General features: G+C 63.1%; 25 protein-coding genes and 1 pseudogene. 16 read left to right on the top strand and 10 right to left on the bottom strand.

What is annotated here, in order from left to right:
• Positions 1-164: 164 nt before the first annotated feature.
• Positions 165-368, top strand: a complete 204-nt coding sequence (locus ABIA45_RS10445) for a hypothetical protein (RefSeq protein ID WP_025035973.1) — start codon at positions 165-167, stop codon at positions 366-368.
• Positions 369-539: 171 nt separating this feature from the next.
• Positions 540-791: a hypothetical protein gene (locus ABIA45_RS10440; protein ID WP_275499232.1), complete on the top strand. Its 252-nt coding sequence runs from the start codon at positions 540-542 to the stop codon at positions 789-791.
• Here the strand turns inward: ABIA45_RS10440 and ABIA45_RS10435 are convergent.
• Positions 788-1348 (bottom strand): bifunctional transcriptional activator/DNA repair enzyme AdaA, encoded by a 561-nt coding sequence (locus tag ABIA45_RS10435; protein ID WP_074447944.1) that lies wholly within the window; start codon positions 1346-1348, stop codon positions 788-790. The genes ABIA45_RS10440 and ABIA45_RS10435 overlap by 4 nt on opposite strands.
• A 129-nt stretch (positions 1349-1477) precedes the next feature.
• Here ABIA45_RS10435 and ABIA45_RS10430 point away from each other — a divergent pair, with 129 nt between their 5' ends.
• Both ABIA45_RS10430 and ABIA45_RS10425 read left to right on the top strand, forming a co-directional pair.
• On the top strand, positions 1478-1894 hold the full coding sequence (locus ABIA45_RS10430) for a nuclear transport factor 2 family protein (RefSeq protein WP_404651946.1): 417 nt from the start codon (positions 1478-1480) through the stop codon (positions 1892-1894).
• A gap of 86 nt (positions 1895-1980) precedes the next feature.
• The gene (locus ABIA45_RS10425; RefSeq protein ID WP_404651944.1) at positions 1981-2895 is read left to right on the top strand and encodes a DMT family transporter; all 915 of its coding nucleotides are present in this window, start codon (positions 1981-1983) and stop codon (positions 2893-2895) included.
• Between the two features lie 6 nt (positions 2896-2901).
• Here the strand turns inward: ABIA45_RS10425 and ABIA45_RS10420 are convergent, their stop codons facing one another.
• Positions 2902-3252 carry a zinc ribbon domain-containing protein YjdM gene (locus tag ABIA45_RS10420; RefSeq protein WP_275509674.1) on the bottom strand — a complete coding sequence of 117 codons (351 nt, stop codon included), beginning with the start codon at positions 3250-3252 and terminating at the stop codon, positions 2902-2904.
• 369 nt (positions 3253-3621) lie between these two features.
• On the opposite strand from ABIA45_RS10420, the gene ABIA45_RS10415 reads away from it, so the two are divergent.
• The 5 genes from ABIA45_RS10415 (at position 3622) to ABIA45_RS10395 (ending at position 7318) form a co-directional block, all read left to right on the top strand.
• A complete protein-coding gene (locus ABIA45_RS10415) occupies positions 3622-4026 on the top strand; it encodes a VOC family protein (RefSeq protein ID WP_404651942.1) in 405 nt (134 codons plus the stop codon).
• A 115-nt stretch (positions 4027-4141) separates the two neighbouring features.
• Positions 4142-4789: a cell envelope biogenesis protein TolA gene (locus ABIA45_RS10410; RefSeq protein WP_404651941.1), complete on the top strand. Its 648-nt coding sequence runs from the start codon at positions 4142-4144 to the stop codon at positions 4787-4789.
• Positions 4790-5049: 260 nt separating this feature from the next.
• The gene (locus ABIA45_RS10405) at positions 5050-5331 is read left to right on the top strand and encodes a hypothetical protein (RefSeq protein ID WP_404651939.1); all 282 of its coding nucleotides are present in this window, start codon (positions 5050-5052) and stop codon (positions 5329-5331) included.
• Between the two features lie 218 nt (positions 5332-5549).
• The gene (locus ABIA45_RS10400) at positions 5550-6590 is read left to right on the top strand and encodes an acyl-CoA desaturase (protein ID WP_128261898.1); all 1041 of its coding nucleotides are present in this window, start codon (positions 5550-5552) and stop codon (positions 6588-6590) included.
• Positions 6591-6814: 224 nt separating this feature from the next.
• A complete protein-coding gene (locus tag ABIA45_RS10395) occupies positions 6815-7318 on the top strand; it encodes a hypothetical protein (protein ID WP_036033716.1) in 504 nt (167 codons plus the stop codon).
• Between the two features lie 189 nt (positions 7319-7507).
• Here the strand turns inward: ABIA45_RS10395 and ABIA45_RS10390 are convergent, their stop codons facing one another.
• On the bottom strand, positions 7508-8521 hold the full coding sequence (locus ABIA45_RS10390) for a hypothetical protein (RefSeq protein WP_404655649.1): 1014 nt from the start codon (positions 8519-8521) through the stop codon (positions 7508-7510).
• Positions 8522-8865: 344 nt separating this feature from the next.
• Between ABIA45_RS10390 and ABIA45_RS10385 the strand changes: the two genes are divergently transcribed.
• Positions 8866-9168, top strand: coding sequence for a hypothetical protein (locus tag ABIA45_RS10385; protein ID WP_271546788.1), 303 nt, complete (start codon positions 8866-8868; stop codon positions 9166-9168).
• A gap of 189 nt (positions 9169-9357) precedes the next feature.
• On the opposite strand, the gene ABIA45_RS10380 is transcribed toward ABIA45_RS10385, so the two are convergent.
• Entirely contained in the window at positions 9358-10014 is a 657-nt protein-coding gene (locus ABIA45_RS10380) for a phasin family protein (protein ID WP_271546786.1), read from the bottom strand.
• Positions 10015-10200: 186 nt separating this feature from the next.
• Here ABIA45_RS10380 and ABIA45_RS10375 point away from each other — a divergent pair, with 186 nt between their 5' ends.
• Positions 10201-10467 carry a DUF2312 domain-containing protein gene (locus ABIA45_RS10375; protein ID WP_025575662.1) on the top strand — a complete coding sequence of 89 codons (267 nt, stop codon included), beginning with the start codon at positions 10201-10203 and terminating at the stop codon, positions 10465-10467.
• Positions 10468-10672: 205 nt separating this feature from the next.
• Here ABIA45_RS10375 and ABIA45_RS10370 read toward each other — a convergent pair whose 3' ends face one another.
• A complete protein-coding gene (locus tag ABIA45_RS10370) occupies positions 10673-11188 on the bottom strand; it encodes a ParB N-terminal domain-containing protein (protein ID WP_404651936.1) in 516 nt (171 codons plus the stop codon).
• A 292-nt stretch (positions 11189-11480) separates the two neighbouring features.
• Here ABIA45_RS10370 and ABIA45_RS10365 point away from each other — a divergent pair.
• Positions 11481-12667 (top strand): IS3 family transposase gene (locus ABIA45_RS10365; protein ID WP_404651318.1). Its coding sequence is split into 2 segments (ribosomal slippage): positions 11481-11733 and positions 11733-12667, totalling 1188 coding nucleotides; the frame shifts between segments, so codons are not numbered across the junction.
• Between the two features lie 15 nt (positions 12668-12682).
• Here the strand turns inward: ABIA45_RS10365 and ABIA45_RS10360 are convergent.
• Together ABIA45_RS10360 and ABIA45_RS10355 are read right to left on the bottom strand one after the other, a co-directional pair.
• Positions 12683-13321 (bottom strand): AAA family ATPase, encoded by a 639-nt coding sequence (locus tag ABIA45_RS10360; protein WP_404651935.1) that lies wholly within the window; start codon positions 13319-13321, stop codon positions 12683-12685.
• Between the two features lie 282 nt (positions 13322-13603).
• Entirely contained in the window at positions 13604-17371 is a 3768-nt protein-coding gene (locus tag ABIA45_RS10355; RefSeq protein ID WP_404651934.1) for a vitamin B12-dependent ribonucleotide reductase, read from the bottom strand.
• Between the two features lie 767 nt (positions 17372-18138).
• On the opposite strand from ABIA45_RS10355, the gene ABIA45_RS10350 reads away from it, so the two are divergent.
• Complete coding sequence (locus ABIA45_RS10350; protein WP_404651932.1) at positions 18139-19035, top strand: DMT family transporter; 897 nt, start codon at positions 18139-18141, stop codon at positions 19033-19035.
• A 20-nt stretch (positions 19036-19055) separates the two neighbouring features.
• Here the strand turns inward: ABIA45_RS10350 and ABIA45_RS10345 are convergent, their stop codons facing one another.
• From ABIA45_RS10345 to ABIA45_RS10335, 3 genes are all read right to left on the bottom strand, one after another.
• Positions 19056-20855: an adenylate/guanylate cyclase domain-containing protein gene (locus tag ABIA45_RS10345; protein ID WP_404651931.1), complete on the bottom strand. Its 1800-nt coding sequence runs from the start codon at positions 20853-20855 to the stop codon at positions 19056-19058.
• A gap of 8 nt (positions 20856-20863) precedes the next feature.
• Positions 20864-21835 (bottom strand): ABC transporter substrate-binding protein, encoded by a 972-nt coding sequence (locus tag ABIA45_RS10340; protein ID WP_404651930.1) that lies wholly within the window; start codon positions 21833-21835, stop codon positions 20864-20866.
• A 593-nt stretch (positions 21836-22428) separates the two neighbouring features.
• Positions 22429-23289: a LysR substrate-binding domain-containing protein gene (locus tag ABIA45_RS10335; RefSeq protein WP_036000125.1), complete on the bottom strand. Its 861-nt coding sequence runs from the start codon at positions 23287-23289 to the stop codon at positions 22429-22431.
• A gap of 111 nt (positions 23290-23400) precedes the next feature.
• Here ABIA45_RS10335 and mdcA point away from each other — a divergent pair, with 111 nt between their 5' ends.
• The 3 genes and pseudogenes from mdcA to ABIA45_RS10320 all read left to right on the top strand — a co-directional run.
• Complete coding sequence (gene mdcA / locus ABIA45_RS10330; protein ID WP_404651928.1) at positions 23401-25047, top strand: malonate decarboxylase subunit alpha; 1647 nt, start codon at positions 23401-23403, stop codon at positions 25045-25047.
• A 12-nt stretch (positions 25048-25059) separates the two neighbouring features.
• Complete coding sequence (locus tag ABIA45_RS10325; RefSeq protein ID WP_404651927.1) at positions 25060-26340, top strand: malonyl-CoA decarboxylase domain-containing protein; 1281 nt, start codon at positions 25060-25062, stop codon at positions 26338-26340.
• Positions 26240-26796, top strand: a pseudogene (locus ABIA45_RS10320) (alpha/beta hydrolase); the annotation flags it as partial. The gene ABIA45_RS10325 and the pseudogene ABIA45_RS10320, both read left to right, overlap by 101 nt.
• Positions 26797-26818: the final 22 nt, after the last annotated feature.

Genomic DNA, 26818 nt, shown 5'->3' with positions numbered 1-26818 from the left:
CACGGAAAGGCACGCAGCACGTCGATTGTTCGGGCCACGGTGTGGCGGCGCAATGGCGCAAATCGGGGAGTGCGGGCTTTTCGGGGCAACTGTGGCCGAAGTGCAACGCCCGGTTCCATTTGACGCTGCCGCAACTTTGTTGCGGCTGGTGCGTTGGAGGCGCCATGACGCATCCCTCGCTTCGTCCCATGGACGCCTTCGACCCCACCGAGCCCGCCATCCTGCACGATCGTCTCTCCGACACGATCATCACCTGGACCGCCGACCAGGCCGAGGACTACCGCCGCGCCAGCCGGCCTGGCGCGGATGGAACCGTGGCCTGGAAGACCTATCTCTTCGATGGCTGGGGCAACGTGCTCGGCGGCTGAGCACTTCCTCTGGAGGCGCCGCGTCGCAGCGGGCGCGATTCGCCCAAATCCCTGGACGCTTTAGGCATAACGTCATGCACCGCATGCGATGTTGCAATGCGGCGGTGTATGTCGCGTTGCAGCAAAATGCGCCTAAATAGGCTCCGACTCTCAAACTTCGGAGCATCACCAATGAACAAGAAGACCTTGTCGATCGCCGCCTTCCTGACGATCGCGGGCGGTACCGCGGCTTTCGCCGCCGAGCTGCCGACCTATGAGGCCAACGGTTTCCCGGTTTCCCCGCTGCAGGTGCGCGTGCTCGGTGCCGCACATGTCGAGCAGCGGGTCGCAACGCCAAGCGCAATCGCCTCGGTCCACCAGGCGAAGGTGCTCAGCCCGCGCAAGGTGAAGACCGCGGACGTGATCACTGGCGCGGGCCGCTAAGCTCGCCGCGCGCGCAGGCTTGACGGCGAGCGGCCGTAGAGTTCGGCGAAGGCGGCGTTGAACCTGCGCAGGCTGCCGAACCCGGCCTGGAATGCGATAGCGGTCATGCTGTCATCGCCGGCATCGAGCAGGCGCTTGGCGCGCTGGACGCGCAGTGTCTTGGCGAGCTGCTGCGGCGTAGCGCCGACATGGCGCTCGAACAGGCGCGCCAGGTGACGCGACGAGATGCCGAGCCGCGTCGCGAGATCGACCACCGAGCCTTCATCCAGCGCGCCGTCATCGATGAGCCTCATGGCCCGGGCCACCGTGGAGCGTGTGCCGTTCCAGGCCGGGCAGAAAGGAGCGGTCTCGGGACGGCAGCGCAGGCAGGGCCGGAAGCCGGCGGCCTCGGCAGCCGCAGCCGTCGGATAATAGACCACATTGCGCGCCAGCGGCTGCTTGGCCGGACAGACCGGCCGGCAATAGATGCCCGTGGTCTTCACCGCCGTGAAGAAGCGGCCGTCATAGCGGGGATCGCGGCGCAGGCGCGCGGCGTTGCAGACATCAAAGCTCAACATGATCGCATGGTAGCGCATGAGGTCGGCGGCGGAAGGGCAGCCGGATGACCGAGTCCGATTGCGGCGAGCCGCGGCGCGCACCGCGGCCTAGAAGGCGGTTCTCATCGCAACACGGCCGGAGACCCCATCGTGACCAGCCCGAGAGACGTCGTACTGAACGCCTGGAACACCTTTTCGTCACGCGATCCCGAGCGCATCGCGGCACTCTTCACCGAAGACGCCGAATGGATCGCGCCGAAGGGCAATGCCACCGCCATCGCGCTCGACCACACCGATCACATGAAGGGGCCGCACCAGATCGCGCGCTTCATCGCGCAGGAGATGCACCGATTGTTTTCGAACATCGATATCGCGTTCCGCGGCGTGTATGTCGACGGCGATGTCGTGATCGTGGAGGAGCGGATGCGCGCCACGCTGCCCGGCGGCAAGCCGTACGAGAACGAGTATTGCTTCGTGTTCGAGGTGGTGGGCGACCGGGTCAGGCAAGTGCGGGAATACATGGATACGCGCAAGGGATGGTGGATGGTCTTCAATGAGGGGCTGTAACACGCGCAAGTCGGCATCGCCCTCGCGTGACAGCCCTGCAGCCGCGTGGGTTGAGCGGCTCAGCGAGCCGACATATCGAGTGATCCATGGATCAGCGGACGAGCGGCGCCGACGCTCAGAAGAAGGATGCCGCGCCGGCACTGCTCGGCGTGGTCTGCGGGCTTGCCGCGGCGCTGTTCTGGGCGCTCGGCTTTGCCGCCACGCGGCATGGCCTCAAGGCCGGCTTCACGCCGGTCGATCTGCTGGTGCATCGCTATGTCTGGTCGGGGATCGCCTTCCTGCCCCTGGTGTTGCGCGCCGGACTCTCCGATCTCTGCGGCATCGGCTGGGGCAGGGGGCTGGTGCTGATGGTGCTCGGCGGTCCCGTGATGTCCCTGATCTCGTACATCGGCTTCCTGTTCGTCCCGCTCGGCCATGGCAGCGTGATCCAGCCCTCTTGCGCCACGCTCGGCGGCCTCCTGCTCGCGGCGGTCGTGCTGAAGGAGCGGATCTCCGCCTCGCGCCTGACCGGCGCGCTCGTCATCGTCGGAGGCCTCGGCGTGATCGGCGCGGAATCGATCGGCCACATCGGTGCTGACGGCATTCAGGGCGATCTCATCTTCGTGCTCGCCGGATTCATGTTCGCCGGGTTCGGCGCGATGCTGCGCCGATGGCGCGTCTCGGCCGTGCCGGCTGCGCTCGTGATCAACGTGCTGTCGCTGCTGCTGGTGCCGGTCTACGTCGCCACGGTCGGCCTCGCCCACATTGCATCAATCGGCATGACCGAGAACGCCATCCAGGCGCTGGCGCAGGGCGTGCTTGCCGGCCCCGCCGCGCTCTATCTCTACGCCGTCTCCGTCCAGCGTCTCGGCGTCGCCCGCGCCGCGGTGTTTCCGGCCTGCGTGCCCGCACTGACGCTGCTCACCGGCTGGCTGCTGCTCGGCGAGCCGCCGACGATGCTGCAGATGGCAGGCCTCGTGACGGTGCTGTGCGGGTTTTATCTGGCGCAGCGGCAAAGCTAGCGGGCCTCACGCCTTCTTCACGAACTCCGACTTCAGATTCATCGCGCCGATGCCGTCGATCTTGCAGGCGATGTTGTGGCCATCGCTGGCGTCCTGCAGGCGGATGTTGCGTACCTTGGTGCCGCCCTTGACGACCGAGGACGAGCCCTTGATCTTGAGATCCTTGATCACGATGACGCTGTCGCCGTCGGCGAGCAAATTGCCGTTGGCATCGCGCACGCCCGCATCCTGCGCCGTATCCGCGGCCGCCTCCGCCGCGCCGCTCCATTCATGGCCGCATTCCGGGCAGACCCAGAGATCGCGGTCCTGATAGGCGTGCTCGGAATTGCAGGTCGGGCATTTCATCGTGTCGGTCATGACGGTCTTGTCTCGCGCGTTCGTTCGCGGCGCGACCGTAGAGGCGGGAACCGGGAAAGCAAGGAAAAGCTGGCAGGTGCTCGCGGCCGATTCTGAGCCTGAGGGGCAATCGAGGGCCTACTCAAGCAAGTGTTGTGAAAACAACCCCATGCACAGTAGCCATCCGTATGGAATTGCTCGGGGTTTTTCCTGACTTCGGCAATTTCGAACAAAATTTGACCCGTCGGGCAAAACAATGGCATGATGCCATGGTGGCGCTCGTTCGTTGACGGGGTGATTCATCGGGTACGTCCGGTGCGGCACCATCCAGGATTACGCAGGCGCTCCATCCGGGCTAGACTCGCTTCGCAACTTGCGACGAGTTCCCTCATGAGCTTCCTCCTCAACATCGACGTTCCCGACGTGGCGAAAGCCACGACGTTCTACACCGAAGCCTTTGGCCTCTCGGTCGGCCGCCGCTTCGGCGCCGACTTCGTCGAGCTCAACGGCTGGCCCGCGCCGGTGTATCTCTTGACCAAGCAGGCCGGCACGATCGGCGCCGGCGGCGACCGCCGCCGCTATGAGCGGCACTGGACGCCGATGCATATCGACGTCGTCGTCGACGATGTCGACGTCGCTGTCGCGCGTGCGCTCGCTGCCGGGGCGATCCTGGAAGTGCCGGCGAGCGATGCGCCCTATGGCCGGATCGCGATGCTGGCCGATCCGTTCGGGCACGGTTTTTGTCTATTGGCGTTCAGCGCGCAAGGCTATGACGCGTTGCTTGAAGATTCGTAGCCTGGATGGAGCGCAAGCGTAGTCCAGTGCCGAGCGTGCCGCACGACCCCGGATTGTGCTTTGCTCGATCCGGGCTACGCTCGCGCGCGGAAAGCTGCGCCGACATCGGAGCGATATGGCAAAGAAGCTGAAGACCTACCAGACCTCGCTCGGCTTCTACGATCAGGCGATCGCCGCGCCCTCGATGAAGGCGGCGCTTGCTGCCTGGGGCGCCAGCTCCAATCTGTTCCATCAGGGCGTCGCCAGGGAGACCGACGATCCCGATGTCGTCGCCGCGACCATGGCGAAGCCGGGCGTGGTGCTGAGGCGGCCGGTCGGCTCGGACGGCCCGTTCACCGAGAGCGCGGAGCTGCCCACCGATCTCGGCGGGGGCGAGGCCAAGCCCAAGCGCAAGGCCAAGAGCAAGGCCGAGAGCAAGCCGACGTCAAAGAAGCGTCCCGCCAAGACAGCCCGGCATGCATCCCGCGAAATCGATGATGCAGCCGCCCGCAAGGCCGCAGTAGCTTTCGAGAAGGAGGAGCGACGCCGCGAGGCAGCGCGTGCCAAGGAGGAGGCCGCCCGCGCCAAAGAGCGTGCCCGCCGCGACAAGGCAGTTGCCGCGGCGGAAGCAGCGCTCGACAAGGCAACACGCGAGCACGAAGCGAAGGCGGGGGCGATCGAAGCCGAGCGGGCCGCGCTCGAGGCGCGCGCCGAAGCGGAGCAGGAGCGCTGGGATAAGCAGAGGCACAAGCTGGATCAGGCCCTGCGCCGCGCGCGCGAGTGAGAGGCAGGTGCCGACATCCGGGAGTTCTGTTGCTCATCCAGACCACTCCTGCGTCATACTCGCCGTCATTGCGAGGAGCCCTTGCGACGAAGCAATCCAGACTGCCGCCGGGTGACAGTCTGGATTGCTTCGCTCCGCTCGCAATGACGGCGGAGGCAGCGGCGCAAAAATCTGGCAGCGCCCATCTTCCAGATCTCGCGCGAAATTTGCTTGCCTCGCCTGGCATCCTTTTGCACTCTTGAAGCGAAGGAGACTAACGCATGACCAAGATGACTGTCGCCTGCGCGCTCGGAACGGCCCTGGTGCTGAGCGGCCTTGCAACCTCGGACGCCGAAGCCCGGACGCGGAGAGCCGTCGTCGTTCGCGCGCCGCAGGAGCGGCTCATCATCACGGCGCCCGTGCTGAGGCCGACGCCGTGGGATTACAACATCGTGCCACGCTATCGTTACCGCCCCGAGCACGACCGGGTCGATCCCTACGGCCCGCCCTTGGTGCCGTCCTACGTGCGCTATGAGGGATGGCGCTGGCCGTATTGGTGGTGAAGGCACCGACCGACGCGAAACTGATCGGCGCGTGAGGGTGGGTGAGCTGAGCAGATGCACGACGTGCATCTGCTCGTCACGATCACTATTCTCTATCCGCGTGAAAACGGGTGGGGTGCGCCTGCCCGTGCTCCTACGGCCGCTCGGGTCCTTGCCTCAGATAACCAGGGGTTGTACGCTGCACTGCAGAAAAATGCAGTGCAAATGGATCGGCTGGAATGAGTGTGGTTGAGAGCGTGGCGTCCGAGCAGCTTTCGGAGCCGAAGATGCCGCCGGGCGTGCTGACCGAAGGTCCGCTGGTCGACGCCAAGTTTCGCGATTCCTACATCTCCTTCGCGATCATGGTCGGCGGCTCGATCGCCGCGCTGGTCTGGGCGTTCTGGCAGGGCATCGGCTGGGTGGAGGTTTCGGTCTTCGCCGGCACGTTCATCATGTCCACAATCGGCATCGGCTTCATGCATCGCTATTTCGTGCACCGCAGCTTTCGCTGCGGTCCGGTGATGCGGACGATCTTCGCCGCGCTCGCGACCATGGCGGTGCAGGGCTCGATCCTGAAATGGGTGAGCAACCACCGGCGGCACCATCTGCACTCCGACCGGCCCGGCGACGTGCACAGCCCTTACTATGACGGCTCCGGCAACGCCTACACCAGCTTCGCCAAGGGCATGACGCATGCGCAAGGCGGCTGGGTGTGGGACCGCGAGACCACCGATGCCAGCTACTACGCCAAGGACATCTTGGCCGACCCGATCGCGATGTTCTTCACCAGGACGCGCTGGTACTGGTACGCGCTGTCGGCGCTGATCATTCCCGGCGCCATCGGCTATGCCTTCGGCGGCGTGCGCACGATGATCGGCTGCATCCTGTTCTCAGGCCTGTTCCGCAGCTACCTCATGACCATGGCGACCTCGCTGGTGAACTCGGTTTGCCACAGCGACGGCCGCTGGGGCTACCGCCGCTTCGAGACCCATGACGGCACCACCAACGAGCTGGTGACCACGCTGCTGACGTTCGGCGAGGGGCTGCACAACAACCATCACCGCTTTCCGCGGGATGCGTATCTCTCGCACGCCTGGTACGAGGTGGACATCAACGGGCTGATCATCCTGGGGCTGGGGAAGCTCGGGCTGGTGCACGATATTTTCGCGGCGGGCGATGCCGGCCGCCATCGTGCTGCGGATGCAGGGCGGGGCGAGCCCGCGCCCGCCGCCGTCGGGAATGCCTTCGACGCCGACGACCGTCGCTCCCCCGGAACGTAATCGTGCCCGCCATGGCCCGGCGCCGATGCGGCGGGGAGTGCACTTCGAACAGGTACGCGGACAAATTGAAGTTTGTTGGCTCGTTATCTCTGCGTGCAGTGTTGACGATTGGGCAAAAGTGGCAAAGTGGAGACTGTCAAGAATACATAGAGGTAGAACGGCACTTATCCCCGTAATAAACCAAATGCTGCTTGGGGTTCTAGGCGCGTATTGGGAGGACAGTCATGGCAAGTGTCGAACAATTGCACAGACGCGACGGAGTGAACTTGGTCCAACTCGAAGCGGACATCACTTCGATCCGGTCGGGAAGCTCCATTACTTCAGTTAATCTGCCTGATTACGTCGAGCACACCGCGGGGGTGTCCCGGGTCGGTGCGCTCAGTGCAGAAGCGGTCATTCGCGACTATGAGTCCGCTGCAAAAGAGATCGAGGCCATGGGCACCGAGTTGATCGACGCCGCGCAAAAATGCGAGGCGCTGACGGCCCAGGTTCATGATGCGATCGCCTTCATGCGAGAAACGGCGGCAGGCTATCGTGAAGAGGGACGCAAGATCTTCAAGCGTATCGAAGAATGCGCGCTGTTCACCGAAGACGTTCGCAAGACCTGCGAACAGGTCAAACGCAGAATGGCTGAAGTCTCGGTCGGCCCTTCCGATGAGGAGCTTGCGCCGCAAGAGCCCGAGCTGACGGGGATCGCGGCCAAGGTGACGATGAGCGAGATACGCTGAGGGGAGCGTAGGTGCGTAGGGCGGGTTAGCTGCGCGACTGCGCAAGGCGCAGCTCGCGCAGCGTAACCCACCACGTCTGTCTCCGCGGAAATCAAAGAGGCGGGTTACGCCAGCGGACTGCGCTTCGCGCCGCCGCAGGCTAACCCACCTTACGCACTTCAAATCCAATCGCGCCTTCGCGAAACGGGCTCACCAATCCGGATCGCCGTAATAATAAGGGTCGGCCATATAGCGCGGCGGCATCCAGGGGCCTCGCGGCGGTGGCCTCGGCCGTCGTGGCGCGGCGTCTGGTACGTGCGCCCGGGCACGCGCAGCCGTGTCGTTGCTCACCACGCTGCGCACGACGGGCTTGGCGGCTGCAGAGGCGGATGGCGCCGATGACGCGCTCAGTTGCGTTTGCAGCGCCTGGACCTGCGCGGCGAGGCGCGCATTGTCCGCCGCATCCTTCTCCTGCGCGGCCTTGAGCTGTTGAATAGTGTCGGCCTGGTCGCGCAGGGTCTGCTCGCTGCGGCTCTTCAGCTGCTCGAGCTTGCCGTTGATATTCGCAAGCTCGCTCGTGATGGCCTTGAGCGATTGCGCGAGCTCGGACGATGCCGGCTCGGCCGCCGTGGCGCCGGGCTTCGGGGCGCTTTCCGCGTCCTTAGGCCCCGGCGGTGCAGGCACCGGGCTCGGCTCATCCGCGGCCGCCAGCAGCACCGTCGCCGGCTGCTCCGGACTTTCCGCGGCGGTCGCTTGCGGGGGTGCGCTCGCGGGTGGAGCCCATCGCGCTATGATGGACTTGCCGATCGATGTCGCCTCGTCGCCATATTGCGATGCGACGGCGGCACCGAGCAGGGCGATCGCCATCACGAGAATAGCCAGAGCGCGCATCATGGCCCGGTCTCCCCTCAGGCCCTGATCGCGAGGCTTGGTGTTTAGAACCCTGGCATCCGGCGTCGGCGCCTTGTTTGCGGAGGCGGCGGCTGTCGTCGAGGCGGCGCTTGCGTGCGAGGTCCGCGGGGCTTCGCTGCTCCGTTCCATTCCGGAAACAAGGCGGTCCAGCCGCGCGAGGTCTTCCTCTGCGCTCTTGATCCGGTCGTAAGCCCGCGCCAGCCCACCGTCGGCGCGCGCCTCGTCCGGCTTGGCGGAATCAGGTTTGGCCGCATCAGGCTTGTCGGTATCGGGTTTGGGGTCGTTCGTCTCAGGCACCGATGCGCTCTCCATCCCGTCGGGCGTCAATGGGAGGCAGTCCGATCTTTGGGAAGGATAGGTCTCGCCGCTATCAGACACAACGCGTGTGCAAAGGAAAAATTATGGCGGGCTCGGCACACCATGCGCGACACGGCGCTGTCGTGCGATCGCTTGGAATCTTCTGGTGCTGAAGCAGCCGGGGGCAGCTTCCCAGTATTCCTACGACGTGCACCGATCCTGATCGAAAAACGTTCATCGCGTTGCGGCGGCGACAGGGACCAGTCGAGCAGCGCCGGTCTCACCATGAGCGTTCGCTGACGGGAACGGGCGCTAGTCCATTCCGTTTCCTTCGAGGGGGCTTGTTCGAGGAGGACAACATGAAAGCAATGATCATCGCGCTTTCGGCTGCTGTTGTCATGGCTACAGCCCCGGCCGTATTTGCTCAGGGTGTATCGAGCAAGACGCCAGGTCATGAGATGCAGCAAATGGGTTCCCAGAAGGGCGAGCCGGGCGCTTCCAGCTACGCTCCGGGACATAAGAAGAAGCAGCAGGCGAAGTCCTCGAAGAGAACCAGCCCCGGCGCGTCGAGCTACGCTCCAGGACGAACTACAGGACAAACCACAGGTCAAACCACGGGCGCGAGCGGCGGGTCGACCACCGGCACCAAGTCCGGGTACTGAACTCCCGGCGGTCCTCAGGCGCGTAGGGTGAGTTAGCTCCGCGACGGCGCAAAGCGCAGGTCGGGTAGCGCAACCCACCTCTTTGATCTCGGCGGCGGAGGGGTGGTGGGTTACGCCGGCGGACCGCGCTTCGCGCAACCGCCAGCTAACCCACCCTACATCCCGCGGCGCCGCAATGTGCACCCGTCGTCAGTGACGTATCGTGCGGATTTCGAGCGTGGTCTGGGTGAGCCTGGCCACGAACCCCTCAAGATGCATGACCCTTTCTCTGGTCAATTGTTCATGCAGCTCGGCGATCTTCTGGGATTCGGCGACAAACGAGTCGCACGCCTGTTTCGCGTACGCCATCTGAAGCTCAAAGGCCTCGACGGGTGAACGCGCCGTCGCGAGCTTTCCCAGGAAATTCCAGGCTTGCTCAAGCGAGGTCCTGATATAGTCGCTATAGGCGTCGGCAATCGCCTGCGTGGTGGCCTGGAAGGGTTCGACCGGTGCGACGGGCGGGCTTGCAGCTAGCTCCATCCCGGAAGCCTCGTCCGGCAAGGCCGCAGCCGAAGGTATCTCCGCACTGATCTGTCGGCCAGGCTCTTGCTCGGTCTCGTGCTCGGTCTCTTGCCTGGTCTCCGCCGGGGCATCCGGCAATTGATGCGCTGCACTTGCGCGTTGCTCGCCGGCCCCGGTCCGATGTCCGGCCTTCTTCTTGCCGCCGCGCCGTCCGGATTTTCCCTTTGGCTTGTTGTCCACCGCACTCAACATTGCAAATGGCTCCCGAATATCGATGAAGCCGCGAGCCTCCGTCGCGTTTGCGCTGAAATCGCGATTGTGGGCTGTCGCTTGCGTGGCGGCCATGTGGTGAGATTTTGCCGCTGCATCGTCGAGGCATACGGGCAAGACGTCGCCGATCCGGATAGCTGCAGGGTGGCCGCCTGTCCCGGGTATCGCTGCGGCGCGATGGCATCGGGTGCGGCAACTCGGTTAACACATTGGTCATTTCTTTGCGGGCATTTTCACGACCTCATTCAGCGAGGAGGTACCATGTCCGACATCACCATTCCCGGCGGCAAGATCCGTTCCTTCGTCGAGCGGATCGAGAACCTCGACAGCGAAATGCAGGAGTTGAGCGAACAGAAGAAGGAAGTCTTCGCAGAAGCCAAGGGCGAGGGTTTTGACGTCAAGATCCTCAAGGAGATCATCAAGCTGCGCAAGGAAGACAAGAACGAGCGCGACGAGCGCGAAAGCCTGCTCGACCTCTACATGCGCGCAATGGAGACGGCCTCGCCGGAGCAGGCGAAGGCGGCGTGAGGGGATTGGGTGATCTGTGAGGAGAGGTGGCCGCGATCGCTGGGATTGCGGCCATCATGCGGTGGCAGCACCGCAAGGTGAAGCGCAACTCATTCCGGGGCGCGCGAAGCGCGAGCCCGGAATCCATTCCACAACGCGTCGTGCCGCCTGATGGATTCCGGGCTCGCGCCCAAGCGGGCGCGCCCCGGAATGACGGCGTCCGCCATCAATAGCGGCCGCCGCTGCCCTTTTGCTGCGTGATCCAGTCCGACAATGATTTGGGCTTCGATTTCACAACCCGGCCCGCAGATGCCTTCGGATTGGCGCGGGTGCCCGTCGTCGAACGGGTGCGCGGCGCCTGCGTTGCGTTGACGCTCTTCGAGGCAGCCATCGATGCCTCCGCTGCCTCCTTCTCGAGGCGTAACTGTTTCAGCCGCGCCATCTTGATGCGCTCCGCCTCGACCTCGGGTCGCTCGGCGAGCCGCGGCTTGTGCTCCGCAAGCTCGGCCGTAACAAGGACGCCGAGAATGGTCGTCTCGCCGAGCGCCTTGCAGGCCTCTAACCGATGCAGTCCCTCGACCAGAACGAGGCGGTCTCCGTCGCGCCAGACGGAAATGGGGGCCTGTTGTCCGATTTCCAGAATGCTTTCCGCGATCTCTGAGACGGTCTCGGGGTTGATCGCCTTCTTCTGCTTCGTGGGAACGAAGATCTTCTCGATCGGGAAGCTTTCCGGTTTGGGCATAAGTAGACTCCGCTTCTACCGGGACCATCGGAACCCATGCCGGTGGTGTCCAGAGTTTAGGAGGGATGGGGGCGACCGCAAAGGCAATTTCTGCGGCGGGTATTGATGAGCATCGAAGCCGGAACTAGCCCTACGATGACGAAGCCGCTGAGGGCAAGACGAAGCGAATGATCTAGTGCACTGTCACCGTAAATCTAGCTAAACTCCGGACATCACGATTGATGAGTGGTGACCTGCCACTGAGTAATTCCTCCAGAAGGAGTTAGAGTCCGACCTGACGAAGGACGGACAAATGAAGCGAGCAAGGTTTACGGAAGAGCAGATTATCGCGGTGCTGAAGGAGCATGAGGCCGGGGCGAAGACGGCCGATTTGGCTCGCAAGCATGGGATATCCGAAGCGACGATCTACAATTGGAAGGCCAAATTCGGCGGCATGGACGTTTCCGAGGCGAAGCGGCTGAGGGCCCTGGAGGAGGAGAACGCGAAGCTGAAGAAGCTTCTGGCCGAGCAGATGCTTGATACGGCCGCCCTTCGCGAGCTCCTTTCAAAAAAATGGTAGGGCCCGCCGCCAAGCGCGCTGCGGTCGCGCATCTGCAGGCCGTCATGAGCCTGTCGGAACGGCGGGCCTGTTCGATCGTGGGCGCGGATCGGAAGATGATCCGCTATCGCTCCAGCCGTCCTCCGGAAGCGGCTCTCCGTGGCAGGCTGCGCGACCTCGCCAACCAGCGGCGACGTTTTGGCTACCGCCGGCTGTTCGTCCTGCTGCGGCGGGAGGGCGAGCCGTCGGGGATCAATCGGATCTACCGGCTTTATCGCGAGGAAGGGCTCACCGTCCGCAAGCGGCGCGCTCGCCGCAAGGCCGTGGGGACCCGAGCTCCGATCCTGGTGGAGGCGAGGCCCAACGCACGCTGGTCGCTGGACTTTGTTCACGACCAGTTCGCCAATGGTCGACGCTTCCGCATCCTCAACATCGTCGACGACGTCACCAGGGAATGCCTGGGCGCCATTCCGGAGACGTCGATCTCGGGGCGGCGCGTAGCCCGCGAACTGACGACAATCGTCGAGCGACGCGGCAAGCCAGGAATGATCGTGTCCGACCATGGCACCGAGTTCACCTGCAACGCCATGCTCGCCTGGTGCAAGGACGCAGCCATCGATTGGCACTTCATCGCACCGGGAAAGCCGATGCAGAATGGCTTCGTCGAGAGTTTCAACGGCCGGATGCGCGATGAGCTGCTCAATGAGACCCTATTCTTCCATCTCGACGACGCCCGCGCCAAGATCGTTGCCTGGATCGCTGACTACAATCTCCAGCGTCCCCACTCGTCGCTGAAATACCTGACCCCCGCGGCCTATGCCGCCCACCTCACCGCAACGGACGATCGGCCGCGCAACCCCGACCAGCTCCGCCGATCGTCCGTTGCTCCACCCGCGCCGTTTGGCGTACAAAACCCCGAGACTCTAACTCCCGCTGGATGAAAATTCAGTGGCAGGTCAAGCGGGGTTAAATCCGTGTCGCTCAGGCGGTGATATTGTCATGCCAGGCCAAGTTTCCTCGACCAAAGACTTGAACTGATCAAAGTTCGATCTGTTCTGGTACCAGATGTTGCGAAAAAGTCGGTTGGATCGCCGCGTGGACTTCCAACGGCGAAGGTAGTCAGGTTCGACCGGGCTTTCCTCTTCTTCAAGCGGACCGAGAGTCGGGAATATGGAGATTGTGAGCGGATAGTTCCGCTTGTACGAGGAAGTATTCTGAATTTGACGCCCCAAATTATCGGCCACAAGAACGCAGCGCGAGTTTTCAAAGAACAAGAGTTGTAGCTTGTTGCCGTTCTCGATTTGGAACGTGACGGAAGTCTCGTGCTCAGAGTGGTAGTCCGTATGAATATTCTCAAGAGAGATAGGGAGTTGGGACTGAGGAATTTCATATCCCGAGATCGTGTCGCGCCCGATCGTTAATGGTGTAGGATTTCTGCGCATTGCGAACGCTTGCGCCGTACCGAGTATACGAAATGCATCTAAGATGCTTGATTTACCCGCATTGTTGGGGCCGACCAAAATATTGGTTCGCTTCAAGTGGACAGTGTAATCCCGGAGCGACTTGAAGTTGCGAAACTTGACACTGGTAAACATTGCGCGCTTCTTTAACTCGCTATCTTTCGATATTCCCAGTTGTTAGAAGAACAGTGTTTCAGTGCAGCTTCTGTTTTATTCGGTGGGATTGAGTTGCGCCACGGCTTGCCCGATTGAATCCGGAAGTGGCTTCTGCTGCCGTAGCGGAGAGATCTTATTGAATCTTATCTGAGCTGCCTGCGCGCGACTTTGCATCACTCGGCCAATAAATCACAACACGTAACCTACGCCTTACGCATGCCCGGGATCGGCCGGGCATGCGCTCACTTTGTTAGTGCTCGATCACGAACACCCCGTCGTGCTGCCACACGTATCGCACTTCATGCAGGTCCCATTCCGCACCAGCGTGAAGTTGCCGCACTCGCTGCACATCTCGCCCTCGTAGCCCTTGGCCTTCGCCTCCGCGCGGCGCTCGGCCTTGGTGGGGGCGGCGGTCGCGGCGGTGCCGGCCTTGCTCCATTGCAGCTGCTCGAGCTTCTCCGTCGGCGAGAGGTCGTGCTGGACTTCCTGCTTCAGGGCGACGGCGCCTTCGATGGCGTCGCCAACACGGGCCGAGGCGCCGTGGGCCAGGGCCGTGACCTTGCTGCCGCCTGAGGGCGCGCTGTCGTTGCCCTGGCTGATGGCGGTGCTGCCGCCGCGCATCACGACGAGGTTGTCCGTGCGCGAGCGGGTGAGGCCGCGCGAGACCAGTTTTGTCGCGTGGTGGCCGCCGTCCTCCTCGGGCTCCTTGCCTTCCTCGACGCCCTTGCCGAGCGCGTCAAAACCCGTCTCGTTGGGATCGACGTGGGCGAGGTCGAAGCGGGACAGATAGCTCACCGCGAGCTCGCGGAAGACGTAGTCCAGGATCGAGGTCGCGTACTTGATGCTGTCGTTGCCCTGCACGGGGCCCGCCGGCTCGAAGCGGGTGAAGGTGAAGGCGTCGACATATTCGTCCAGCGGCACGCCGTATTGCAGGCCGAGCGACACCGCGATGGCGAAGTTGTTGATGAAGGAGCGCAGCGCCGCGCCTTCCTTGTGCATGTCGATGAAGATCTCGCCGAGACGGCCGTCATCGTATTCGCCGGTGCGCAAGTACACCTTGTGGCCGCCGACGACCGCCTTCTGGGTGTAGCCCTTGCGTCGGTCCGGCATCTTCTCGCGCTCGCGCATCACAACGATGCGCTCGACCAGCTTCTCGACGACCTTTTCGGCCACATGCGTGGCGCGCGCCGCCATGGGTTTTTCGTGCAGCAGCTCGACCGCATCGTCCTCGTCCTCATCGTCGCTGATGAGCTGCGAGTTGAGCGGCTGCGAGAGTTTTGAGCCGTCGCGATAGAGCGCGTTGGCTTTCAATGCGAGCTTCCACGACAGCATGTAGGCGGACTTGCAGTCCTCCACCGTGGCGTCGTTCGGCATGTTGATGGTCTTGGAGATCGCACCCGAGATGAAGGGCTGCGCCGCCGCCATCATGCGGATGTGGCTCTCGACCGACAGATAGCGCTTGCCGATCTTGCCGCAGGGATTGGCGCAGTCGAACACCGGATAATGCTCGGCCTTGAGGTGCGGGGCACCTTCCACCGTCATCGCGCCGCAGATGTGGACGTTGGCCGCCTCGATCTCGCGCTTGGTGAAGCCAACAGCCTGGAGCAGGTCGAAGCCGGGGGCTGCGATCGCTTCCGCGCCGATGCCGAGCTGGTCGCGGATGAAGTCCTCGCCAAAGGTCCACTTGTTGAAGGCGAACTTGATGTCGAACGCGGTTGGCAGCGCCTTCTCGACCTTGGCGATGGCTTCATCGGTGAAGCCTTTTGCCTTCAGGGTCGAGGCGTTGATGCCGGGCGCGTTGGAGAGCGAGCCGTGGCCGACGGCGTAGGCCTCGATCTCCGCGATCTCGCTCTCGCGATAGCCGAGCGCCCGCAGCGCGGCCGGCACCGCACGGTTGATGATCTTGAAGTAGCCGCCGCCAGCGAGCTTCTTGAACTTGACCAGCGCGAAGTCCGGCTCGATGCCGGTGGTGTCGCAATCCATGACGAGGCCGATCGTGCCGGTCGGCGCGATCACCGTGGTCTGGGCGTTGCGATAGCCGTGCTTCTCGCCGAGCTCGAGCGCCGCATCCCAGGCCGCCTGGGCATGGCTGACGAGGTCTCCTTGCGGGCAGGAGACGAGGTCGAGCGGCACCGGGTTGACGCTGAGCGCCTCATAGCCGTTGGACTGGCCGTGGGCGGCGCGGCGGTGGTTGCGGATCACGCGCAGCATGTGCGCGGCGTTCTTCTTGTAGCCGGGGAAGGTGCCGAGCTCGGCAGCCATTTCCGCGGAGGTCTTGTAGGTGATGCCGGTCATGATCGCGGTCAGCGCGCCGGCGATCGCACGGCCCTCCTTGCTGTCATAGGGCAGGCCCATGGTCATCAGGAGGCCGCCGATATTGGCGTAGCCGAGGCCGAGCGTGCGGAACTCGTAGGAGAGCTCGGCGATCGCCTTCGACGGGAACTGCGCCATCATGACGGAAATTTCCAGCACGATGGTCCAGAGCCGGCAGAGATGCTCATAGCCTTCGACGTCGAAGCGCTTGGTCTCGGTGTTGTAGAACGTCAGCAGGTTCGCCGAGGCGAGGTTGCACGCCGTGTCGTCCAGGAACATGTATTCCGAGCACGGATTGGACGCGCGGATGTCGCCGGACGCCTTGCAGGTGTGCCAGTCGTTCATCGTGGTGTTGAAGTGCAGGCCCGGATCGGCCGAGGCCCAGGCGGCGTAGCCGATCTTTTCCCAGAGGTCGCGCGCCTTCAGCGTTTTCGTCGCCTTCTTCGAGGTGCGGGCGTTGAGATTCCAGTCGCCGTCGGTCTCGACCGCGCGCAGGAAGTCGTCCTTGAGCGAGACCGAGTTGTTGGAGTTCTGCCCCGAAACGGTGAGATAGGCTTCGCTGTCCCAGTCGGTGTCGTAGGTGTCGAACTGGATGTCCTTGTAGCCCTGCTTGGCAAACTGGATGACGCGCTTGATGTAATTGTCGGGAACGAGGCTGCGGCGGGCGAGCTTGATTTCCCGGCGCAGGGCAGGGTTCTTCTCGGGGTCGAAGCAATCGTCGCCCGAGCCTTCGCAATTCACGCAGGCCTTCAGCACCGCCTTGAGATGCTTCTGGTTGATCTTGGAGCCCGTGACGAGGGCGGCGACCTTCTGCTCCTCCTTCACCTTCCAGTCGATATAGGTCTCGATGTCGGGGTGATCGACGTCGACGACGACCATCTTGGCGGCGCGGCGCGTGGTGCCGCCGCTCTTGATCGCGCCGGCGGCGCGGTCGCCGATCTTGAGGAAGCTCATCAGGCCCGAGGAGCGGCCGCCGCCGGACAGCTTTTCGCCTTCGCCGCGCAGGCGCGAGAAGTTGGAGCCGGTGCCGGAGCCGTATTTGAACAGGCGCGCCTCGCGGACCCAGAGGTCCATGATGCCGCCCTCGTTGACGAGGTCGTCGCCGACGCCCTGGATGAAGCAGGCATGCGGCTGCGGGTGCTCGTAGGCCGATTTGGACTTGGTCAGCTTAGCCGTGAAGGGATCGACGTAATAATGGCCCTGGCCGGGGCCGTCGATGCCATAGGCCCAGTGCAGGCCGGTGTTGAACCATTGCGGCGAGTTCGGCGCGACCATCTGCATGGCGAGCATGTAGCGGAGCTCGTCATAGAAGGCCTGGGCGTCGTCGTCGGTCGAGAAGTACTTGCCCTTCCAGCCCCAATAGGTCCAGCAGCCGGCGAGGCGGTCGAACACCTGCTTGGCCGAGAGCTCGCTGACATAGCGCTCCTTCTCGGGCAGCGCGGCGAGGGCATCAGTGTCGGGCACGGAGCGCCACAGGAAGGAGGGGACGGATTCCTCCTCGACCTTCTTCAGGCGCGCGGCAACGCCGGCTTTGCGGAAATATTTCTGGGCCAGCACGTCGGAGGCGACCTGCGACCACTCGCTCGGCACCTCGACGTTATCAAGCTTGAACACGACCGAGCCGTCGGGATTGCGAATCTCCGACGTGGTCAGGCGGAATTCGATTCCTGCATAAGGTGACTGTCCCGAAGTGGTGTGGCGCCGCTCAATCCGCATGGTCTTGCCCCGTCCTTTTCTTTGACCGGTCCCGCCCCTCGTTGTGGGCGTGCCGGGTCGTCATTGCATTCGCGGCGCCTTCAGCCGTTCGGCCTCGGGGCTCCGCAGTTCAGCCGGTGGATCCGGCCCTGTTTTTTCCCGGCGCGAGCTCGATGCGTCGCATCGATCATCCCGCCGGCATGTCCACACCCATCCGCCCCCAAGGGGATGTGCGCGACATGCGTTCAACGCCCCACAACGTCACTTCGTCATCGATGCCATCCGAGCCTGTTGCCGGCCCGTTCTGGCGCCCCGAAGAGCCTGCATTCCGAGGGCAGACAAGCCCTCATCCGCAGCCTTTGGCCGGCTGGCGGAGCTGAAATTTGCGAGACCCTTTGGGGGAGTGCCGGCGGGACGCAAACTCACTCGCGCCGAACGGACCGAAAGCTAGGACTCTCCGTTGCGCCCGTCAAGAACTAGTGCGAGTTCCTGAATCAAATACTAAATATGGTGGATTGTGGGGGATAACAGGGGTCTTCGCCGCGCCTGTCGTGGACCCAAGTATCAGTGAGTCCTCAGGGATTCCCAACTGAAAAAATTTGCATGCCGTGATGACGCGGGGCCTTCATCCCGCTGTTCACAGGGCAGGTATATTTTTGAGCAATGGGATTGCGCCAGCAGGACTCACGTAGCCCTACGGACGGTGAGGGCAGGCATGCCCGCCAGAGCGGTGGTGGGACCTGCGAATCCGGGCCAAGGTGGTCCCAGATTTTGCCGGACTACCTGACATGCTTGATTCGACGCCGGGCGTGCGGTCGCGCATCGCCCCGGCCGGCCTGATGTTCCTTGCGATCACGTCGATCGGCTGGGGATTCAACTGGCCCGTGACGAAGTTCCTGCTGGCCGAGCTTCCGCCTTTGACGCTGCGCGGGGTCACCGGCGTGCTCGGCGCGCTGCTGCTGGCGCTGCTTGCGGTGATCCGGCGGCAAAGCCTGCACGTAGAGGGTGTGATCTGGCCGCGCCTGCTCACCGCAGCCGCGCTCAACGTCACCGGCTGGATGGTGCTGATGGGGCTGGCGCTGCTCTGGCTGCCGGCGAGCGAGGCGGCGCTGATCGCCTATACGATGCCGGTCTGGGCCTCGATCATCGCCTGGCCGGTGCTTGGGGAGCGGCCGACGGTCTTGCGCACGCTTGGGCTGGTGCTGGCTTTCGCAGGGCTTGCCTCGATCATGGGGGGCAACGGCCTTGCCGCCAGCACGGAAAAGCTGCCGGGCATCATCATGGTACTCGTCGGTGCGTTCGGCTTTGCCCTCGGCACGGTGCTCTCGAAGAAGTACCCGATTCACCTGCCGCCGCTCACGGCGGCAGCCTGGCAGATCGGGATCGGCTGCCTGCCGATCTCGATCATTGGCCTCCTGATCGAGACCACGCATTTGTCGCATGTGACGCCGCTTGGCTGGTGGCTGCTGGTCTATTCGGTCGTCGGGCAGTTCTGCATCGCCTATGTCAGCTGGTTCGCAGCGCTGGCGCGCCTGCCGGCCTCGGTCGCCGCGATCGGCACCATGGCGGTGCCGGTGATCGGCGTCGTGGCCTCGGCGGTCGCGCTTGGCGAGCCGCTCGGGCCAGGGCAGATCGCGGGGCTGGTGTTTACGCTGGCCGCGGTGGTGCTGGCGACACGGGGGTAAGCCGTCGGGACGCCGGGGTATCAGTGGTCCTGGGCCTCTTTCTCTCGCATTCGTCGTGCCGAGCCCGGCGGTTTCGACGGAAGGTCAGCAGGTGCGACGGCAAAGACCTCGAGAGCCCGGTCGTAGCCTTTGATGGTTCGCTGTCCGAGCGATGCCATCGGCACGCTATCCCTGACCCTTCCAGCGATCGTGGGATCAGCCAGGATCTGGGCGTCCTTTGCGAGACTGCAGAGCCGCGACGCCAGATTCACCACGGCTCCCATTGCCGTGTAGTCCAGCCGACCGTTATAACCAACGGTTCCTACCGTTGCCGGTCCCATGGCAACGCCCACACCAAAGCCGATCGCGTGGCCGGCGTCACACCATTTGCCGGCAAGGGACTGCACCGTCATTTGCAGGTCGATCGCGAGCCGGACGGCTTGAGTTGCCGGCTGTTCGCATGCGACCGGGGCATTGACCAGGAGCATGACTCCGTCGCCATCAAAGCCGATGAGCGTTGCCTCGTGACGAGTCGTCACGGCGCCGACGGCCTCGTAGTATTCTCGCATGACGGCCATGATGACATCGGGTTCATTGCGCGTGGAGAACGCCGTGAAGCCGCGCAAGTCGCCAAAAATGACAGCCACTTCACGTCGCTGCCCTTCGAGCAGTTCGTGAGAATGTTCGACCAACTCGGCGACCTGTGACGGCAGGAACTGCTTCAGCCGTTCGATCCGCGCAGATTTCTGCTGCGAGATCGCCAGTTCAGAAGCCATTTCATTGAAGCGCAACGCCAGCTGCTGCAACTCGTCACCGCTGAAGATTTTGATACGATGCTCGAATTGTCCGGTTCTGATCCGCTCCACGCCCTCTTCCAGTTGCTTGATCGGACCGGACATTCTGTGCGCGCGCCAATAGGCGAGCGCCAGCGCGATAAGAACACCGAAGGCAATGAGGATCGACGATCGCCACAACGCCGCGCGAATTGATGCAAAGGCTTCCGAGGTCGGCAGCATCGCGATCACCGTCCATCCCACATCGGCGGCCTGAACGGATAGCGCCACCACCGGGTTGCCTTGGTCCCCGGTTATCACCGCCGCTCCGTTCGCCGCGCCGACGAGATGCTTGATCCGGCCGAAACTGCCCGAGCTGGCGCGACCGCGCAGAACCAGACTGATATCGGGATGTGCGATCAGATGACCGGAGTTATCGACAACAATGGCGTAGCCGGTCTCGCCAATTCTGATGGCTGCGATGACATCCCAGATCAGCTTCAGATTGACCTCGGCGATCGCAACCCCCGCTTCCGGCAGGCTCCCGGCAACCGCGATCCTCATGTAGGGCTCTGAATCTCGCTGGTACTGAACCGGTCCGTACCAGACTTTGTTGGCGCGAGCGCCCAGAACAGCGGGATCTGCAGACATATCAATGCCGCGTCCGGTCCTGTTCAGATGCAGCCTGGAGACAAAGACCCGTTCGGTGCCGGTCTCATCCAAGAGCGAAACCGAAACGATAGCAGGCACCTGCTGGAGGAGACGCAAGGCATCGATCTTATGTTGCGCATCGCCTCCGGCAGCCCAGGGAAGCTGCACCATCCAACCCAGCTGATCTCGGATGCCTTCGCTGAACGCCTCGATCCTGTCGGACGCCGAGCGAGCATCGGCCTGCAGCACCGCGCTGATCTGGCGGCGCTGGTCTCGGTAGCCGAAAGAAGCCTCGACGGCCGCGCCGAGTATCAGAGGCACGACCGCAGCGACAAACAACGTCGCGAAGTACTTGCAGAACAGCGAGCGACGCGGGGGCATCGTACACGAAGAGGGCTGCGCAGCACCGTCCGTCATAACTACGCTCAGGAGATCACCTTGCTGGCGCGAAACAGGATCGACGACACATCCAGATCGATGCCCAGAAGCCTGGCTGTCTTCATATTGACTGCCAGTTCAAACTTCTCGGGACGTATCACCGGAAGATCTGACGGATCTTCACCGCGCAGGATACGATCGGCGTAATTGGCAAGCCGAAAATAGGTCGTGCGCTGGTTTGCGCCGTAGCTCAAGAGACCTCCAGCGTCACAATATTCGGACCAGCCAAACATCGAGGGCAGCCGGTGCGCGATTGCAAGCTCCGCAATCTTCGCACGATGCACCAGCGTCACAGCATCGGGAAAGACGAGGAGAGCATCCGCGTCCACCTTGCCGGCAGCCATCAACCCGTTCTCGATTTCGCGAGCGCCGGAGAACGGAACGTAGGCTGCCTCAATGCCGAGATTTCGGCACGACTCCAAGGTCGCACGCCATTCCAGCGGCTCTCCCGGATGATCCGTGTTCGAGAAGACCGCCAGTTTTCGCAGCTTTGGATAGATGTCCTTGAGCAGCTCAACGCGCTTTCCTGCCAGCTCGAGTGACAGGAATGTGCTGCCGGTGAAATTGGTGCCGGGGTGAGAAAGGCTCTTCACCACACCCAAAGCGACGGGGTCGCCGCTCAATGCAAACAGCACGGGGATGTCGGTGACGGCAGTCATGGCGCGTGTCGCCGGACCGCCCGAGACCACGAGGTCGATATCCGCTCGCTGCAACTCGGAGACGATCTTGCGCAGTGCCTGCGGATTTCCAGGAGCATAATGCGTCTCGAAGGTTACGTTCCTGCCCTCGACGTATCCCAGCGCGCGCATTCCCTCGCGAAAGCCGTCCAGGAAGGGATCCGGTTCGGACTCAGTCGAGACCCAGAAGATACGATGCAGCTTGGTTCCGCCCTGCGCCCGTGCGATCGCAGGCCAGGCCAGTCCTCCACCAATCAATAAGATGAACTCTCGTCTCTTCATGCGAGCACCTGTCGAAACTGGGCCGGCAGTTCCGGCCGCAGACCAAGATCCGAGCCGTGCATCTGGTGACTGCGCTTGGTATCGCGCTCCGCAAGCGGACTCTCGCGACACCGACTCCAACATTTGTCGCCGAGAGCATGCTCAGAGACTGGGTTGGTGAGACGCTTTGTCCTTGAGATGCGCTTGATTTTTGCTTGAGACCGGCCCGGTTAAGACCAAAACGGCCTTACGCGTTGCATCGCGCGGTGTCCGAACACCTCCAGCGCGGATCCGAGCTAGCTATGGCGTCTCAAGAGGACAGTTGGAACTCACATCCTGAGCCAGTGCCCACGACCTCATAGATTGGGTGACTGCAGCGCCTTCGGCAACTCACGGGCTAGTGCGTGTACTCATACGGGCTAGGGGGTGTACTCATAAAGGCAATGTTCGCTCCTGAGGACGAGCGGAGATATTCTGATCTGCCAGAGCATTACTGCTTGTGACCCAGAGCCGTCATGGGACCGATGCGCTCAATACCGCCTGACGGATCCTCATCATTGCGAGATGAACCAATCTGCACCCTGGGGTTTGGACCCGCAACGGAACGTAGGGCGCTAAATCGTCGGGCGCGCTGGCGATTGCCCAAGTGCCAGAAGCGCTGCGGCCAGCGCCGCCGCGGCCTTTTCGGGCCGGGCTTTCTCATAGATTGCGAACTCAAGGTCAGGAAGGCGCGGCAGCCCCTCTTGCGATCCCAGAATGCGCAAACCTGCAATGACCGCGCTCGCGGGAAGCGGCGTGATGGCGAGACCAGCGAGCGCCGCCGCGCGCACACCTGTCAGGCTGGGGCTGGTATAGATGATCTCCCACGTCAGTTCGCTGTCATTTAGCGCGGCGAGCGCTGCCTCACGCGATACTGACCGCTCGCGATAGAGCGCCAGCGGCAGCACCGCGCCCGGAACCAGATCAAACGCGTCGGCGGCGGCCCAGACCATGGGTTCGCGCCAGACCAGGCGCCCACGCGACGTACCGAGCGGACGCTTAGCGAACACGACGTCGAGTCGTCCCTTGTTCAACTGCTCGATCAATTCCGCACTAACGCCGATCTGCACCTCGAGCTTCACGCTCGCGTGCAACATGGCGAAGCGTCCCAGCGCCGATGGCAGCGAGCCGCCGGCGACTTCCTCGACCACTCCAAGACGCACGGCTCCTGACAAACGCGGCGCTGACAGTCGATGGCGGGCCGCCTCCTCGAGTTGCAACAGACGACGGGCGTCACCCAGCAGCATCTCTCCATCGTCGGTCAGCGCGACGCTGCGGGTCGTGCGCCGGAACAGCGGACGTTTGGTTTCAAGCTCCAATCGCTTGACCTGCTGGCTGATGGTCGACTGCGTCAGATTGAGCCGTTCGGCGGCGCGGTGGAAGCCGCCGCAATCCGCGACGGCAACAAAGGAACGCAAAAGCTCGAATTCCAGCATGTCAATTGATCCAAATTCATAATCAGTAACATTACAAAATATCGTTTCTATAATCAATGCTGGTCACCTAACTTCTGCATCGAAGACAGCGTCGAGCGAAGGAGGTTCATCATGCACGCCACATCACGACGGGGAGCGGATCGCTCCGTGAGGCTAGCTCGGGCCGCCACGATCTGCTCTGAAAAGCTCTGCCCTGCCGAGCGCGCGACCGAGTTGCTCGAAGCGATCATCGAGCCGGGCGACCGCGTTGCCATCGAGGGCGACAATCAGAAGCAGGCCGATTTTCTTGCCGCCGCCCTGACGAGCGTGAATCCGGCGCAGATTCACGATCTGCACATGGTGCAGTCGGTGCTGGCGCTGCCCGATCATCTCGCCGTGTTCGAGCGCGGTGTCGCCAATCGGCTCGATTTTGCCTTCGCAGGTCCGCAGAGCCGCAAGCTCGCCGAACTGGTCGGCATCGGCACGGTGAAGATCGGCGCAATCCATACCTATCTCGAGCTCTATGCTCGGATGTTGGTGGACCTGACGCCGCACGTGGCGCTGATCGTCGCCGACAAGGCCGACCGCAACGGCAATCTCTACACCGGTCCCAACACCGAAGACACGCCGACCATCGCCGAAGCCGCGGCCTTTCGCGGCGGCATTGTCGTGGCGCAAGTCAACGAGATCGTTGACCGGTTGCCGCGAGTAGACGTCCCCGGCGACTGGGTCGATTTCGTCATACCGAGCCCAAAGCCTTACGCGATCGAGCCTCTGTTCACGCGCGACCCCGCCAAGGTAAGGGACGAGAACGTGCTGATGGCGATGATGGCGATTGCTGCGGTCTATGAGCCATTTGAGGTCCGGCGGCTCAACCACGGCATCGGTTACGCCACCGCGGCGATCGAGCTGATCCTCCCGACATTTGCCGCCCGGCGTGGCCTGAAGGGCAAGATCGCGAGCCAATTCGTGCTCAACCCGCACCCGACCCTGATCCCGGCGATCGAAGCCGGCTTCGTCGACGGCGTCTATTGCTTCGGCTCCGAGCTCGGTATGGAGCGCTACGTCGCAAAGCACGCCGATATATTCCCGATCGGCGCCGACGGCAGCCTGCGGTCGAACCGGGCACTGGCGCAGGTCGCCGGACAATATGCCTGCGACATGTTTGTTGGCGCCACGCTGCAAATCGACGCGCGAGGCAACAGTTCGACGGCCACGAAAGACCGGATCGCAGGCTTCGGCGGCGCGCCGAACATGGGTGCGGATGCACGCGGTCGTCGCCACGACAGCCCCACCTGGCTTCGCGCCGGTCAGGAAGCAGGCGATCCCTTACGCGGGCGCAAGCTTGTGGTGCAGATGGTGCAGACCCATCAGCCAAACGGCACGCCCAGTTTTGTCGAGCGTCTGGACGCGTTCGATCTGGCCGCCTCCGCCGGCTTCGCATTGCCGCCGGTGATGATCTATGGCGACGACGTGAGTCATGTCATCACCGAGAAGGCCGTTGCGAACCTGTTGCGCTGCCGATCACCGCAAGATCGCGAGGCGGCATTGCGCGCGATCGCCGGCGACACCGAATTTGGCAAGCGCCAATCGCCTGACACAACCGAGAGCCTCCGCCGTCGCGGCATCGTGATGTTTCCGGAAGACCTTGGCATCGACGTCGGCACGGCGACGCGCGATCTGCTCGCCGCCAAGACGATCGATGACCTCGTGGCCGCCTCGAGCGGACTCTACATGCCACCGGCCAAGTTCCGCCGCGCCGTCACCGCCCAAGCTTGAGGAGGAACAGTCATGTCCGCAATCCGCCGAACTTTCAACGATCCATCCAGCACGACAATGCCGCCCCTCGATCGCGCGAAGCAGCTCGCAGCATCGCTGCTCTCCGAGCGCAGCCAGGCCTCAGGAGCGCTGGTCGCGCGGCAATTGCGCGAGCTGCTTGGCGCACTCCACGACAACGATCGCCGCTGCTTTCAGCGCTATCTCGCCACGGAATTTCATCCTCACGGCCCCGCTTTGCGCGCGGCGGCGCAGCGCTACCTCGCCGAAGGCACCGCAGAAGCCGCGGCCGCACTCGCGCGTGCTGCCGAGCCGCCGCGCCAGGAAGTGCTGCGGCGAATCAACATGGCACCCGGCGGGATCAGCGCGCTGATCGCAATGCGCAGCGAAATTGCTTCATACATGCGCACTGACCCCGAACTGAAGTTGCTCGACGCGGACCTCAAGCATTTGTTCGCCTCATGGTTCAACCGCGGCTTCATCGAGTTGCGGCGCATCGACTGGCAGACACCGGCCGCGGTGCTGGAAAAGCTGATCGCCTACGAAGCCGTGCACGAAATCAAGGGCTGGGACGACCTGCGCCGGCGCCTTGCACCCGATCGGCGCTGCTTTGGCTTCTTTCATCCCGCACTTCCAGGCGAGCCACTGATTTTCGTCGAGGTTGCTTTGGTGGAAGGACTGGCCACGGCCGTGCAGCCGTTGTTGTCGCAGGACGACGGTGAAGCCATCGCGCGGCAGCGCGCCGCCCGCGCCGACACCGCGATCTTCTATTCGATCTCCAATTGTCAGGACGGACTGCGCGGCGTGGCGTTCGGCAATTTCCTGATCAAGCAGGTCGTTGAAGAGCTGCAGTCGGAGTTTCCGCAGCTGAAGCGTTTTTCCACCCTATCTCCGGTACCGGGATTTCGGCAATGGCTCGCTAATCGGCTTGCAAATGCAAGTGATCCCGATGCGGCGCTGTTATCGCAACTGGAGCGCGATAGCTGGTGGAATGACCCGGCGCATAGCGAGAAGCTGCGCGTGCCCTTGCTGCGGCTCTGCGCTAGCTATCTGACACGGAAGCCCTCGATACGCATCGACCCCGTGGCGCGTTTTCACCTCGGCAACGGCGCACGGCTCGAGCGCATCAATTGGCTCGGCAATACCGCTCTGCGTGCGATTCAAGAATCCTTCGGGATCATGGTCAACTATCTTTATGACCACAACAGCATTGAGACCAATCACGAAGCATTTGTACGCGACGGCACCATCGTCCGTTCGCCTGACGTCGATGCTCTACTGCACATCACCGACTGAGCCGCGATCAAGTTCGTTCGCCGACGGCTCCAGCTTGTCGGAAGTCATTCCGCGCTTACAGGCGGTAGGGTTGAACGTCACCTCCGTGCAAAACCCGTTGACCACACTTCCTGAGGCGGTGGCTGCGGGCGAGCGCGTGCTTGCGCGGCCGCTGGCCTAACGGTTCTGGCCGGTCATTCCTTTTCCGGCATGATCGTCACCAAAGCTGGCGTTCATCCGAACGTCTCGCGCTGGTCTATGTAGCGGCGCGCGGCGGACGCTGGCGAAGACTACACCACGCTCGCTAAGACCTATCCGACTCCACCGGCATCGGCTGGAATCGTGTTTGACGGCGACGAGGGAGGCCTTTCCGAAGAGGCCTTCCTGCGGGATTTCGCGGGTGACCTGCCGAAGGCAAAAGGGAAGGCGCTCTATGCGGTGCAGGAGCCGTTCCAGAGAGCGCTACTCGCCGGCAAGCTGAGAGACAGGCGCAGCAGTC

It is taken from the genome of Bradyrhizobium sp. USDA 336 (assembly GCF_044908355.1).
In the GTDB taxonomy this organism is placed as follows: domain Bacteria; phylum Pseudomonadota; class Alphaproteobacteria; order Rhizobiales; family Xanthobacteraceae; genus Bradyrhizobium; species Bradyrhizobium yuanmingense.
The sequence above is the reverse complement of the archived record's forward strand: the minus strand, read 5'-3'. Positions and strand labels throughout refer to the sequence as shown.